Annotated in this window: 14 protein-coding genes; 6 read left to right on the top strand and 8 right to left on the bottom strand. The window is 64.1% G+C overall.

The window, feature by feature from the left end; translation table 11 throughout:
- The coding region (locus Mrose_RS12010) for an MFS transporter (protein ID WP_147371634.1) at positions 1-700 on the top strand (700 nt) is incomplete at its 5' end.
- A gap of 21 nt (positions 701-721) precedes the next feature.
- Here the strand turns inward: Mrose_RS12010 and Mrose_RS12005 are convergent.
- A complete protein-coding gene (locus Mrose_RS12005; protein WP_119278553.1) occupies positions 722-1,156 on the bottom strand; it encodes a 23S rRNA (pseudouridine(1915)-N(3))-methyltransferase RlmH in 435 nt (144 codons plus the stop codon).
- 294 nt (positions 1,157-1,450) lie between these two features.
- Between Mrose_RS12005 and Mrose_RS12000 the strand changes: the two genes are divergently transcribed.
- The 5 genes from Mrose_RS12000 (at position 1,451) to lpdA (ending at position 6,914) form a co-directional block, all read left to right on the top strand.
- Positions 1,451-2,557 (top strand): thiamine pyrophosphate-dependent dehydrogenase E1 component subunit alpha, encoded by a 1,107-nt coding sequence (locus Mrose_RS12000; protein WP_119278551.1) that lies wholly within the window; start codon positions 1,451-1,453, stop codon positions 2,555-2,557.
- A 75-nt stretch (positions 2,558-2,632) separates the two neighbouring features.
- The gene (locus Mrose_RS11995; RefSeq protein WP_119278549.1) at positions 2,633-3,607 is read left to right on the top strand and encodes an alpha-ketoacid dehydrogenase subunit beta; all 975 of its coding nucleotides are present in this window, start codon (positions 2,633-2,635) and stop codon (positions 3,605-3,607) included.
- 16 nt (positions 3,608-3,623) lie between these two features.
- On the top strand, positions 3,624-5,054 hold the full coding sequence (locus Mrose_RS11990) for a dihydrolipoamide acetyltransferase family protein (RefSeq protein WP_119278547.1): 1,431 nt from the start codon (positions 3,624-3,626) through the stop codon (positions 5,052-5,054).
- Between the two features lie 38 nt (positions 5,055-5,092).
- Entirely contained in the window at positions 5,093-5,470 is a 378-nt protein-coding gene (locus Mrose_RS11985; RefSeq protein WP_119278545.1) for a four helix bundle protein, read from the top strand.
- Positions 5,471-5,519: 49 nt separating this feature from the next.
- Positions 5,520-6,914, top strand: a complete 1,395-nt coding sequence (gene lpdA, locus Mrose_RS11980; protein ID WP_119278543.1) for a dihydrolipoyl dehydrogenase — start codon at positions 5,520-5,522, stop codon at positions 6,912-6,914.
- Positions 6,915-6,977: 63 nt separating this feature from the next.
- Here the strand turns inward: lpdA and Mrose_RS11975 are convergent, their stop codons facing one another.
- The 7 genes from Mrose_RS11975 to Mrose_RS11945 form a co-directional block, all read right to left on the bottom strand.
- Positions 6,978-8,882 carry a pilus assembly PilX N-terminal domain-containing protein gene (locus Mrose_RS11975; protein ID WP_119278541.1) on the bottom strand — a complete coding sequence of 635 codons (1,905 nt, stop codon included), beginning with the start codon at positions 8,880-8,882 and terminating at the stop codon, positions 6,978-6,980.
- A gap of 12 nt (positions 8,883-8,894) precedes the next feature.
- Positions 8,895-9,791 (bottom strand): PilW family protein, encoded by an 897-nt coding sequence (locus Mrose_RS11970; RefSeq protein ID WP_182482786.1) that lies wholly within the window; start codon positions 9,789-9,791, stop codon positions 8,895-8,897.
- Positions 9,792-9,795: 4 nt separating this feature from the next.
- Positions 9,796-10,179, bottom strand: coding sequence for a type IV pilus modification PilV family protein (locus tag Mrose_RS11965; RefSeq protein ID WP_245969872.1), 384 nt, complete (start codon positions 10,177-10,179; stop codon positions 9,796-9,798).
- Entirely contained in the window at positions 10,176-10,622 is a 447-nt protein-coding gene (locus Mrose_RS19435; RefSeq protein WP_245969871.1) for a prepilin-type N-terminal cleavage/methylation domain-containing protein, read from the bottom strand. Before Mrose_RS19435 ends, Mrose_RS11965 begins: the two co-directional genes overlap by 4 nt.
- Positions 10,623-10,729: 107 nt before the next feature.
- Complete coding sequence (locus tag Mrose_RS11955) at positions 10,730-12,331, bottom strand: DNA polymerase/3'-5' exonuclease PolX (protein WP_119278537.1); 1,602 nt, start codon at positions 12,329-12,331, stop codon at positions 10,730-10,732.
- Positions 12,332-12,390: 59 nt separating this feature from the next.
- On the bottom strand, positions 12,391-13,182 hold the full coding sequence (locus tag Mrose_RS11950; RefSeq protein WP_119278535.1) for a histidinol-phosphatase: 792 nt from the start codon (positions 13,180-13,182) through the stop codon (positions 12,391-12,393).
- A 9-nt stretch (positions 13,183-13,191) separates the two neighbouring features.
- A complete protein-coding gene (locus Mrose_RS11945) occupies positions 13,192-13,764 on the bottom strand; it encodes a hypothetical protein (RefSeq protein WP_119278533.1) in 573 nt (190 codons plus the stop codon).
- Positions 13,765-13,786 lie beyond the last annotated feature (22 nt).

The raw sequence follows: 13,786 nt of genomic DNA, 5'->3' as shown, positions 1-13,786 counted from the left end.
CAGTTGGGGGGCTCTGGTCATCGTGGGGGTGGCGGCCCTGGTGGTCGCTCTGGTGCGCAACGCCCCGCCTGGGGTGGCCCTGCCGCGCTCGAGCGCCGCGGGTGGCTCGGCCACCATCTGGCGCAGCCCGGCCTTCTGGCGCATCGCCTGGCTGAACTTCGTGCTGGGTGGGGGCTTCCTGGCCTGGCAGACCCTGTGGGGCGGGGCCTACCTCTACCGGGTGCGGGGTATGGAGAGCCTCGAGGTGGGCAACTACCTCTTCGTGTTTTCGCTGGCGGCTACCCTCGGCTTCCTGGCTTGCGGCCTCCTGGCCGACCGTCTGGGCCTGCCAAGGGTATACCTGAGTGCAAGCGCCGTGCTCGCGCTGGCCGTGGGAGCGTTGGCCTTCTGGGGCGCCATGCCCGAGGACTTCCTCTACGGCATCTACGCCCTGATCGGCTTTTGCGGCGGCTTCAACATCCTCTCCCTGGCCCAAGCTCGGCTGATCTTTCCCCCCGAACTCACCGGACGGGCTACCACGGCGGTCAACTTCATGGGGTTCATCGGGGTTTTCCTGCTGCAACTGGGCATGGGTGTGGTGGTGCAGGTCAGCGGCTACCCCCTGGCCCTGGCGATCTGGTTCGCGCTGCTGGTTTCGGCAGTGGTGCTCTACGCCCCGATGCTGAAGGCGGAAAGCGGGAAACAGGCGGTGGGAGGCTGAGAAAGCCCCTCGGCCAACCCTTCACCGGTGATACGGCTCCCCGCGCCTGAGGGTCTCCACGCGGTAGAGCTGCTCGAGCAAGACCACCAGGGCCAGTTCGTGCTGCAAGGTCAGGCGGGAGAGTGAAAGCAGCCAGTGGGCCTGAGAGCGGGTTTGCTCCGTGTGGCCCTCCGCCCCGCCGATCAGGAAGGCCACTTTTTCCCCTGCCATTTCCCAGTCGCTGAGCTTCTTGTACAGGGTGAGGGTGTCCACCAATTGGCCGCGCTCGTCCAGAACCACCCGCACGAAACCCTCGCTGGCCTCGAGCAGCCGCTGGCCCTCCTGGGCCTGGGTGCCCTCGCGCACGTGGATCAGCTCGAATTTTCGGCTCCTGCGCAGACGACTGGCGTACTCCTCGAGCCCCAGCCGGGCGTACTCGAGCCTGGGCCTGCCCACCACACACACCCGAATGCGCACAGGCCCAATCTAACGCCTTTGTGCCCCGAATGTTCCAACTCGAGCTATCCTCTCTCTTCGCCCTCGCTATAATCGAAGAACCTAGAGGTGAACGATGGGGATGCCCGCAGTGCTAAAGCTCGTCATTGTCGGCCTTTCCCCGGCCTCGGCCCCGGCATACCCCAGCCGGGGTTCTTCGTTGTTGGCACCCGAGTCCCTTACAAAGGGGCAGGGTGCTTTGCTGGACGTGGCTCTTACCCAGAGCCATGACGCCTGGCGGGCCAGTGCCTGCGTCCCCAGGCCAGGAGGTTCGGCATGATCAAAGACAAGACCGCTTTTGAACCCTTTAGCCTCGAGCCTATACGGCTGCTATCGCCCGAGGGGGAATGGATCGCACCGTTTGAGCTCGACCTCGACGAGGCCACCCTCAAGGGCTTCTACCGCGACATGGTGGCCGCCCGAATGCTCGATGAGAAGTTCGTCATCCTCATCCGCACGGGTAAGACCAGCTTCATCGCCCCCCACGCCGGGCACGAAGCCGCCCAGGTGGGCATCGCCCACGCCATGCAGCGCGGCCACGACTGGCTGTTCCCCTATTACCGCGACATGGGGCTGATGGTGGCGATGGGCGTCCCGATGGTAGAAATCTTCGGGCAGATGCTGGGCAACGCCGCCGACCCCGCCAAGGGGCGGCAGATGCCCTCGCACCCCGGTTCCAAAAAGCTCAACATTTTTACGGTTTGTTCGGCCATTGCCTCGCACATTCCCCCGGCGGCGGGGGCCGCCATCAGCATGAAGCTGCGCCGCACCAACCAGGTGGCAGTGTGCACCTTCGGCGACGGGGCCACCAGCGAGGGCGACTGGCACGCGGGCATCAACTTCGCCGCCGTGCAGGGCGCTCCCGCCGTGTTCGTATGCGAGAACAACCACTACGCCATCAGTGTGGACTACGCCCACCAGACCTCCGCCCACACCATCGCCGACAAGGCCCACGCCTACGGCATCCCCGGCTACCGGGTGGACGGGCTGGACGTGCTGGCGAGCTACTACGTCATGCGCCACGTGATCGAGCGCTCGCGCGCGGGCGCGGGCGCGGCGCTGGTGGAACTCGAGGTCTACCGCTACGGCCCCCACTCCTCCGCCGACGACGACACCCGCTACCGACCCAAATCCGAGGTGGACGCCGCCCGCAAGCGCGATCCCATCGCGCGCTTCCGCAAGTTCCTCGAGCAGCGCGGGCTGTGGGACAACGTCGCCGAGAACAAGCTGCGCACCCAGATTGCCCACGACCTCGAGGCCGCTTTGCAAGAAGCCGAAGCCGCAGGCGAAGCGCCCGCCGAGTGGATGTTCGACGACGTGCTCTCCAGCCGCCCCTGGCACCTCGAGGAGCAGCGGAAGCTGGTACTGGACGAATTGCGCTAAGGCGCGTCCTACGTCGTACGTCTTACGCTAACCTTGCGCAGGACGTATGGCGTTAGACCTACGCAGGAGGACTCAATGGCGACGATGACCCTGATCCAGGCCATCAACAAGGCCCTGGACGAAGAGATGGCCCGTGACGACCGGGTAGTGGTGTTTGGCGAAGACGTGGGCAAGCGCGGGGGCGTGTTCTTAGCCACCGAGGGCTTGCAGCAGAAGTACGGCCCCGAGCGGGTGATCGACACCCCTCTCTCCGAGGCCGCCATCATCGGCGCGGCGGTGGGCATGGCCGCTCACGGCATGCGACCAGTGGCCGAGATCCAGTTTGCCGACTACGTGTTCCCCGGCTTCGACCAACTCGTTTCACAAGCCGCCAAGCTGCGCTACCGCTCGGGCGGGCAGTTCACCGCTCCGATGGTGGTGCGCATGCCCACTGGAGGCGGGGTCAAGGGAGGGCACCACCACTCTCAGAGCCCCGAAGCCCACTTCGCCCACACCGGCGGGCTGAAGGTGGTGGTGGTCTCCACCCCCTACGACACCAAGGGCCTGCTCAAGAGCGCCGTGCGCGACGATGACCCGGTGGTCTTCATGGAGCCCAAGCGCCTCTACCGCGCCATCAAGGAGGAAGTACCCGAGGACGATTACCTCATCCCCATCGGCAAGGCTGCCATCCGCAGGGAAGGCAGGGACATCACCTTGATCTCTTACGGCGGCAGCATGGTCGAAACCCTGAAGGCTGCCGAAGAGATGGCGACTGCCGGTATCCAGGCCGAGGTGATCGATCTGCGCTCTGTGCTCCCGTGGGACAAGGACACCGTGTTGAACTCGGTCGCCAGGACTGGGCGGGTGCTGATGATCTCCGAAGCCCCCCGCATGGCCAGCGTGGCCTCCGAAGTGACCGCGACCATCTCGGAAGAGCTGTTCGACCAGCTTCTGGCTCCCCCTGTCCGAGTCAGTGGCTTCGACACTCCCTACCCTTACGCCCAGGACAAGCTTTACATGCCCACCGTGACCCGCATCCTGAACGCAGCCAAGCGGGTGTTAGACTACTAGCCGATAAGGAGTTGACATGCCCAGAGAGATCGTTCTGCCCGAGCTGGCGGAGTCTGTTGTCGAGGGGGAAATCCTCAAGTGGCTGGTAAACGAGGGCGATCTGTTGAAGAAGGATCAGCCCTTCGTAGAGGTCATGACCGATAAAGTGACGGTCGAATTACCCAGCCCCTACGAGGGCGTGCTGATCAAGAAGCTGGTCAAGGAGGGCGACGTGGTGAAGGTTCACGCCCCCATCGCCACCATCGCCGAGCCCGGCGAGGTCGCCCAGACCATCAGCGACAAGACTCAAGCACCCGCACCCAACCTCCAGGCCGCCGAGGAGCGCTCCATCGTCGAGCCCGGCAACGTTCAAGAGGACGACGGAGCCAGCCTCTCCTTGTTCAAGCCCGACACCAAGCAGGAGCAGGTCAAGAACCCCTTCGCCAGCGGTATTCAGGCTAAAGCAGAGGTGGCTGAGGCCCCCAGGGCCAGCGTCAGCAAGCACGGGCGGGTCATCGCGGTGCCCGCCGCACGGAAGCTGGCCAGGGATCTCGGCCTGGACATCGCGCAGATTCCCGGTTCCGGTCCTAATGGAAGGGTGCGGGTGCAGGACGTGAAGAGCTATGTCGAGGGCCGAGGGTCGAAGGTCGAGGGCCCAGCACCCGCTACCCCCCAGCCCACCGCCCCAGCCCCGGCACCTGTGCAGGCCCCTGCGGGATTCCCCTCCCCGGTGCAGTACAGATCGCCCAAGGGCTATGAAGCCCTCGAGGAGCGCCTCCCCCTGCGCGGCTTGCGCCGGGCCATCGCCCAGCAGATGGTGGCTTCCCACCTCTACACCGTGCGCACCTTGAGCGTCGACGAGGCCGATTTGACCGAACTCGTCGAGTTGCGCTCGCGCCTGAAGGCCGAGGCCGAGCGCCAGGGCGTAAAGCTCTCCTACCTGCCCTTCATCTTCAAGGCCATCGCCCGCGCGCTCAAGAAGTTCCCCAGCCTCAACTCCTCGATGGACGAGGCCCGCCAGGAGATCGTCCTCAAGAAGTACTACAACATCGGCATGGCCGTGGCCACCGATGCCGGGCTGGTGGTGCCGGTGCTCAAGGACGTCGACCGCAAGAGCGTGCTCGAGCTCGCCGCCGAGGTGAACGAGCTGGCCGAGAAGGCGAGGGCTGGCAAGCTCTCCCCCGAGGACATGAGCGGCTCGACCTTCTCCGTCACCAACATCGGTTCCATCGGGGCTTTGTTCAGCTTCCCCATCATCAACGTGCCCGACGCGGCCATTTTGGGCGTGCACTCTATCCAGAAGCGCCCGGTGGTGGCGGAGAACGACGAGATCAAGGTGCGGCACATGATGTACCTCTCCCTCTCCTTCGACCACCGCCTGGTGGACGGGGCCGAGGCCGCGATGTTCTGCAAGGAGGTCATCCGGCTGTTGCAGAAGCCTGATCTGCTGCTGCTGGAGGCGATTTAGTCTTACGTCTTACATCGTACGTCCTACGCCTAATCCGCATGGCCGAACCATACCCAAGCTATTTCGGCTTCGAAGACCTCGAGGTCTATCAGCTCAGCCTGGAATTCATCGCCGAGGTCTACCAGCTGACCCAGAGCTTCCCTAAGGCCGAGCAGTTCGGCCTGACCTACCAGCTCCAACGGGCTGCTACCTCGATAGCCCTGAACATCGCGGAGGGCCGGGGGCGCAACAGCGATAAGGACTTCGTGCGTTTTCTCGGCGTAGCCCGCGGCTCCTTGTTCGAGGTGGTCAGCGGCCTGCAGGTCGCAGTCCGACTCGGATACGCTGCTGAAGACGACATTAATGCCTTCCTGGCGAAGGCCAGCCGGATCAAGGGCAAACTTAACGCCTTGGCTAAGGCACTCTATAGCGCCTGAGCGTAGGACGTTAGACGTACGACGTACGACCAATGATAATGGAGGCGCTATGTCAACTATCTACGATGTGATCGTTATCGGCACTGGCCCCGGCGGCTACCACGCAGCGATTCGGGCGGCCCAGCTCGGCAAGAAGGTGCTGGCGGTGGAGGCGGAGTACGTGGGCGGGGTCTGCCTCAACGTGGGGTGCATCCCCACCAAGGCCCTGCTGCACGCGGCTGAGGAATTCGAAAGCCTCAAGCACGGCTCGAGCTTCGGGCTCGAGGTCAAAGACGCCAAAATCGACCTCAAGAAGCTGGGGGGCTGGCGCGACGGCATCGTCAAGCGGCTCACCGGCGGGGTCTCGCAGCTTTTCAAGGGCAATAAGGTCGAGCTCAAGACCGGCTTCGCCAAGTTCGTGGGCCCCAAGACCATCGAAGTCGGCGGGGAGCGCATCGAGGGCAAGACCTTCATCATCGCCACCGGCTCCGAGCCCAACACCCTGCCGGGCTTCGAGGTCGATCAAAAGGACATCATCGACTCTACGGGCGCGCTACGGGTGGAGGACAAGTTCCCCAAGCGCCTGCTGTGCATCGGGGGCGGGGCGATCGGCCTCGAGTTCGCCCAGGTCTATAAGCGCATGGGCGCCGAGGTCACGGTGATCGAGTTCATGGGCCAGATCCTGCCCGCCGCCGACCCCGAGACCGCAAACCTCCTGGCCAAGGTGCTCACCAAGCAGGGCATCGCCATCAAGACCAACACCAAGGGCGTGAAGGTCGAGCGCAAGAAAGACGGTCTGCACGTGACCTTGGAGGACGTGAAGTCCGGAGAGCAGAGCACGCTGGTGGTGGATAAGATCCTCGTGGCTACCGGACGCCGCCCACGCGGCAAGGGGCTGGGGCTCGAGGCCATCGGCGTCAAGGTGGACGAGCGCGGCTACGTCCCCACCAACGAGAAGATGGAGACCAATGTGCCTGGCATCTACGCCATCGGCGACGTGACCCGCCCGCCCCTGCTGGCCCACAAGGCCATGAAAGAGGGCCTCATCGCCGCCGAAAACGCCGCCGGGGGCAATGCGGTGATGGACTACCAGATCCCCAACGTCGTCTACACTTCTCCCGAGTGGGCCGCCGTGGGCCTGACCGAGGAAGAGGCTACCAAGGCCGGCTACAAGGTCAAGGTGGGCAAGTTCCCCCTCTCAGCCTCGGGTCGCGCCATGACCCTAGAGGCCACCGACGGCCTGATCAAGCTCGTCGGCGACGCCGAAACCGACCTGCTCTTGGGCGTGCACATCCTCGGCCCCAACGCCTCCGACATGATCGCCGAGGCGGCGCTGGCGCTGGAGATGGGCGCCACCGTCACCGACGTCGCCCTCACGGTCCACGCCCACCCCACCCTCTCGGAGGGGATCATGGAGGCGGCCGAGCACCTGCACAAGCAGGCCATCCACATCGCCAACCGGTAAGGATTAGAGCGGTTCCCACGAATACCCCGCGAGACGCGTCTCGCGGGGTTTACAGTTCACGCTTCAGCGCTCGAACTGCCGCATGAACAACTCCTGGCGCAAGTAGACGAAGCGCGGGGAGAGCGGCGGCAGGTTCTCGTACACATTGAAGCGCGTGTCGAAGGTCCAATCGCGCACTGGAGGCTGATACCAGGGCGGCCCCAGGAAGAACGGACCATTGACGTTGCGGGGCTGGGCTAAGCTGACGATGGAGCCGGTGTAGCGGAAAGTAGCAGTCGTGTAGCTTACCCCACTACAGCAGGTGGTGGTATTCGAGCCCCAATGCTCGTGGAAGCGGAAGATGTTGTGTACGCCTCCGCCTTCCTGCCCACCCTGGACGGGTGTGGTGGCAGCTCCTGAAAGTACCGCAGCATTGATGGTAGTGCTGGCGGCCTGGGGCAGCCAGCGGGTGGTGTCGTTACCGTTGTCTCCCGCAGGGAGAGGCTGCCCCCGCAAACGGCATTCCGGCCTGCTCTTCGCGTCTCCTGCGAGGGTGGCAGTGCAGCCCGCAGGCCTCGGGCTGGGGTAGGAAACGCCGTTGCTCCAGTTGTTGGAAAGAAGGTTCATGGAATCAGCCATGAGCGCCGCAGGACGCCATTGGGCGGGGTCGGTGGGAGCGTTGAAATCACCCTGGACGTACATGGCCTGATCGGTAACCAGAGAAAGCCCCTTCACTGCGGTGCCATCGCCAGCGCTCAACTGCTTTGCGTTGGTGATCCGGACCCCATACCCGTTGACTACGTCGCTGTCAGACCCCTGCACGCTAAAGTGCAGCACGAGCCCACCGTCGCTTGCGTCATCAAGCCCAAAACCAAGCAGCCTGCTCGTCTTACTGTCGTTATGGATGCAGTCCAACAGCCTTCGAAGGTCTACCTCCAGCATGGTGATGTATCTTCGCTCGCGGTTGTTGTAGAAGGTGTTGCTCGAGCTAAGAGCGCCAGCGCAGGCAGTCGCCAGGATCGTGTTAATAGGGTGAAGGGTGTTATCCCGATTACGCACCTCCACCGTGGGAATTGCCTTGGTCAGGTCCAGCACCACCCGCAAGTCGGCCTTGTTCCAATACTCCCCCGGCCCTCCTGTACGCCAGGGTGGGTTAAAAGTTTCTGGTGCAGGCACGGTGAGTCGCTCCACACCCCCCAGCATCCAGCCCCGCCAGTTCTGCTGCTCCGAGGGAGGTACCGTCCGCAAAGAGCCCGTATTATTCACGGTTCGATCCGAGGAACCGTCATTTACCCTCACTGTTCCGGTGCTCCCTCGAGAGGCTTTATTGCCCCGGTAGATAGTCCCTGCCGCAGTCACCTGGCCACGGATGGTCAGGGTGGCGCTGCCGCCGGCGTCCAGGTACAGGTCGCTGTTGGTGTGGACGGGTCCTGCCAGGGTCATTGGCGCAGTGCGGTTGAACTCGAGGTCCTGGTCGTAGAAGATGGCGAATTGAAATAAGGGCACCGCCCGGCTCTTGAAGCGCATTTCCAGAATGGCCTCGGGCCGGTTCTCCTGGCCTACAGCCTGGGAAAAGACGCTGTAACGGTACTCCTGGGCGTTGAGGTTCTGGTAACGTTCGCCAGGGGGGATACGGATGATCTGCGGATTGCCAGGGGCTTCCACCACGTAGCTGCTGACCCTGCGCCCTCCGACCGTATAGGCCTTGCAGGCAAAATCACCGCTGCCTTGGTTGCTGCCCACACAAGGATTGGTAGCACTGGGTGAGGTTCCGTATGGACGGTTGTATCCTTGAAACTTTGCTCGCACCTCCTCGGCCCGAAGGTTCAAGCCGGCCTCAGCAGCGTAAAACCCGGCGGTCTGGTTGGCCGTGGAGCGGGCCGTAGACATCTCGATCTGGCTCAACGTGAAATAAGCCGTGAGCAGGGCCATCAGCACCGCCAGGAGGATGAGCGACGTGACAAGGGCGAAGCCTTTGTGATTGGGCATCGGATTCCTCCTTTAGAAGGAAAGGATGTTGCGGGGCATAAAGTGGGAGGTGAGGCTGCGCTCGAGGTCACGACCGGAGAACTGGGTGCGGCCTGTCAGGCCGACCTCGAGCGAGGCAATCGTGGTCCAGGGGTCTGACGGGCCCATGGCCGTGCGCCAGGTGCCGTCCTGCATCAGCGCACGCACCGAGAAGGCAGTCACACGGTCGATGACGTTGTGCGGGTTGGCTGTGTCCCCATTGATCACGAGTTGCAAGAACCCGCCTTGCAGGCGGTAAAGGCGCTCCTCCAGTACGTAGATGCGCGGGTTGTCATCCACGCGGTAGGTGTAAAGCCAGCGCTCGGCGTTGGCTTTGTGGATCTTGACGCCCGAGCTGTCCTCGGCATCGTAGACGATCCACTCCCCCTGGCGCGTAGCCGGGTTGTAGACGTAGGCCCGCAGGGTTTCCTGGCTGTTGCCCTGGCAGGCTGCCACGCCGTCCTGGCTGCAACGAAACTCGTTCCAGCGGTCAATACCGTCGTCCCTGCCGTTGCCGTTGCTGTCGTCGAAGGTGCAAGCGGCGTTGGGTGGGTTGACCTTCTTGGCTACATTGATATTGTCCTCGTTGGAGCCGCTGTTGATGGTCTCGCAAACCGGCAGCACCACGTCCAGAAGGCTGCGGCGCAGCACCAGGGTGTCCGACGAGCCAGCGTCGATAACCTCGACGGGGGTGAAGTCCTGCGGCATGCGCTCACCCGCCTGGCGTACGTCGGCCCCGATCATGTCCATCGCGGTGCGCAGGTTCTGGTTGAGGGCGGTGCGGGACTGGTCTAGCTGGTAGAGGCGCCGGTTGGAGAGGGTGATGGAAAAGGCCAGGCCCAGGACGATCACGCCCACGGCCAGCGCCAGCAGCAGCTCCACCAGCGTCATACCCTTAGCGGAGCTGAGTGAAGACGGTCTCAACCGCATACATGCTCCTCCCATTCAAAAACACCTCGACGCGGATATGGCGGCTGCCACTGCCGCACAAGCTGACCGTGGCGCAATAAGTGGTGCGCACGGTGTAGGTCTTACCGCTGCGGTTTTGGGCCTCTTCCTGCGAGCCCCCGCTGGGTAAGGTCTGGGGGTTAACCAGGCGTAAGGCTTCGAGGCGCTCCTCGGCCAGGCGAACCGCGATGCTGCGCTGCTCGGAGCGGGTATTGGACTGGATATAGCCTAAAAACGAAGGCACTACCCCCACCAGCACGATTCCAAGGAGCGCCAGGGCCACTACTATCTCGAGAAAACTCAATCCGGCCTGCCGATAACCCCTGCTCACCGTGGCCTCACCCCCCCGCCCAGCATGACTTCGACCTGCTGGGTCTGGTTCTTGGCATTCGAAAGCGTTACGATAAGGTTTTTGTTTGCTAATCCCCGGCTGGTGAAGCAGACGGGCCATGTAACGGGGGTATTGGTCCCGCTCACCCTGACGCCTGGCGGCAGCTCGAGAGTGAGTCTTGGATCAGCAGTCCACGTCACAGAGTTGCAGTTGCCGGCATACTCCGTGACCAAGCGGCCAGGCGACTCGGCCCTGACGCGGTAGGCCGAGGTAGTTGCCATGGCCTTGGCCCTGGTCTGCTTGAAAAAGCCCTCGAGCTGAGTGGTTCCGTTGTGGAGTGGGTTGTTGAACCCGCGCAGGTTGATCGTCCCGATGGCGAGAACAATTGCGGTGATCCCCAGCACCACGAGGACTTCTACGAGAGTGAGAGCTCGACTACGCAAAGCGGCGCACCTCCTAGTGTCTGGCCACACTCTGCCGCCCCAGCGGGTGGAATTGACACCCCCAAACGGGTAATACCCCCAACAGGGGGATATTCATTGGAAGCGCTTTAGCTTCCAGCCCTGCTCAAAGTCTCGGCTTTCCAGGCGTTGACCACCTGCTTTTTGCTCAACCCGGCCTTGGCCGCGAGGATCAGGCCATAGGCGATGGTGGGAAGACCCTCGAGGCTATGGGCATCGGTCCCCAGGGAGAAGCGCAGCCGGTCGCGCCACTGCAGGGCCAGGCGCCAGTCGAGGTCGCAGCGGTGGTGGTTGCAATTGATCTCCACGGCCACTCCCCGCTCGGCAGCGCGCTCGAGCACCCGCTCCCAGTCGGCCTCGGCCCCCTTGCGTCGCAACAGCAGCCGCCCGGTGGGGTGCCCAAGGATCTTGAGGTGGGGGTTATCCAGCGCCCTCAGCAAGCGCTGGGTCTGCTCCTCTTTGGGCAGGTTGAGTCCTGAGTGCAAGCTGCCGATCACTACGTCGAAGCCAGCCAGCATCTCGTCGGGGTAGTCCAGCGAGCCGTCGGGGAGGATGTCGGACTCGATACCCTTGAGGATGCGGAAGGGGGCCAGCTCTACGTTGAGCCTCTCGATCTCGGCCCACTGCGCCTTTACACGCTGCGGCTCGAGCCCCCCTGCGTAAGGAGCCGACTGGGAATGGTCGGTAATGACCATGTAGCTGTACCCCTCGGCTATCGCCGCCTCGGCCATGGTGCGCAGGCTGGCGGTTCCGTCGGAGTAGGTGGAGTGGCAGTGGATCAGGCCCAGCAAGTCCTCACGCCGCAAAGCTTGCTCGGGCTCTTCCAGGCCCAGGTGCTCGGGCTCGCGCCAGTAGGGGGAAGGCAGCCTGCGCCCCAGTTGCTCGAACACCTCGGCTTCACTCTGGCCCACCGGAAGCTCCCCCAGTGACTCGACAAAAGCCCTCGAGCCCGTAGCCCGCAAAAGCACCGTGCCGTAGTCCTGCGGCGTGGCACAGAAGACCTTGAGGGGAAGACCGCCCAGATGGCCGTGTAACACCGATCCCTCGATGCGCTCGATGTAGCGCCCGAGGGCGTTCTGTACGGCTTCAGGTCCCGCCAGGGCCACGAAGTCGAGGTTGCCGATGGTCTCGAGGCCCCGCCGGAAGCTCCCGGCCACCTCGGCCCGGATGCCCGCGCCCGCGAAGTCGGCCAGCAGCAGCTCAGCGGCTTCGATGGCCTCGCCCCACAAGACGCGGCGCAGGCCCTCGAGCGCGAAGCGCGCCGCCTGGACTAAGTTAGCCTCGGTCTTGGCCCCGAAGCCGGGGATGCCCTGCAAGCGCCCAGCCTCACCGTGGCGGATGAGCTCCTCGAGCGAGTCGATCCCATGTTCCCAGAGGGCGCGGATGCGCTTGGGGCCCAAGCCCTGCACCCGGAAGAACTCCAGCACGCCGGGGGGCACCTGGGCCTCGAGTTCGGCCATGTAAGCAAACTCGCCGCTCTGCACGATCTCGGTGAGCATGGGAGCCAGCGCCGGGCCCACACCGGGAACCCCCTTGAAGCCCTGGGCGGCCAGGACCTCGAGGTCGGCCTCGAGCTTTTCGATGTTGCGGGCGGCCCGGCGATAGGCCTGGGCTCGGAATTCGCCCTCTCCCAGGACTTCCATCAGGTCGGCGGCGTACTCGAGCATCCCAGCCAGCTCTTTGCGATTCATGGCTATAGCGTAATACGCCGATGGCCGATAGCTGGTAGCCAAATAAAGATGCCGATGGGCTATCCCAGCCCGTAGGGCTGCGCCCTGCCTTCACGGAAGACGGCGGCTTCGGTGTATCCGGCCTGCTTGAGCACGGACACCGCGTCGGCGAAGCGGTGAGCGACCTCCTCAGGAGCGTGGGCGTCGGAGCCGAGCACCACAGGAATACCCAGCTCACGGGCCCGCTCGAGGAGGGCTGGGCTAGGGTAAAGCTCCCCAATCTTCTTGCGCCAGCCTGCCGTGTTCACGTCCAGCGCCAGCCCTTCCCCCGCGATCACCTGCAAGGCCTCCTCGGCCAGGTCGAAGTAGCCCTCAGGGGGAATATGGCCGAACTTCTTGGGCAAGTCGAAGTGCCCGATGCTGTGGTAGAGCCCCGAACGGGCAGCCTGGCCCACCAGCCTGAAGTACTCGCGGTAGACCTCGCGCAGGTCGCGCTCGTCGAAGTCGGCGGCGAAGGCCGGGTTGTCGAAGGGCCAGGCCCCAATGTAGTGCACCGAGCCGATGACGTAGTCGTAGGCGTAACCCGCCGCCATCCGCCGCACGAATCCCTCGGTGCCGGGGTGATAGTCGGCCTCGAGCCCGATCCCTACGTAGAAATCCCCAGCCTGCTCGCGGGCTCGCTCCAACATGGAGAGGTAAAGGGGCAACTGCTCGAGGCTCATGCGGTAATCGGCGTCGAACCAGGCAGGCATGGGGCTGTGGTCGGTGAAAACGACGCCTTTCAGACCCGCCTTTCGGGCAGCCTCGACGTACTCGAGGGGCTGCCCTACCGCGTGGCGGCACAGCGGGGTGTGCATGTGGGAGTCGTACATGGGATCAGGTTAATCGACCCGCAACACGAAGCCCGCGCTGGCCCAAACCTGCACACTTCGCCGGAGGATCTGGGAGGCTTGCCTGGAGAGATCGGCGTCGGGCACGAGTTCGCCCTCCATCCTCTGAACCAGGCTGGGCGACTCGGGCGGGGCCAGCTCGGGCGCGCGAGCCAGCACGCTGTCCACCTGCCACCTCGAGGCCCACAGGCGCTTTAGAGCCCACAAAGCCTCCTGGCGCGAGGGCTCGAGGGCGAAAGGCCCTTCCCCGGCGTAGCGCACCAGCAAGCGGCCCTCGGGCAGCACGCGCATAATCTCGTCGGCCCGCTCGGGCAGCAGGTAGCTCTCACGCACCAGACGCTCGGCCTGGGCGCAGGCAGCCCCGAGCTTCTCCTCGTCGAGCCGAACACCGAAAACCCCCACGAAGGCGTTGCGAATCTGCTCGGCCAGGTTGGCGAACTGGTAGAACTCGGCCTCGAGGCCCTGTAGGACCACGGTCGTGGCGACGGGCAGCCCGGCAGCCTGGAGTTTCTGAAGATCGGCCACCTCGCCGGTGGCGCTGGCCCGCTCGAGGGGAAAAATCATCGGCCTCGATTATAGGCCGTAT

It is taken from the genome of Calidithermus roseus, from assembly GCF_003574095.1.
Classification (GTDB): Bacteria; Deinococcota; Deinococci; order Deinococcales; family Thermaceae; genus Calidithermus; species Calidithermus roseus.
This window is presented reverse-complemented; position numbering and strand designations above follow the sequence as displayed.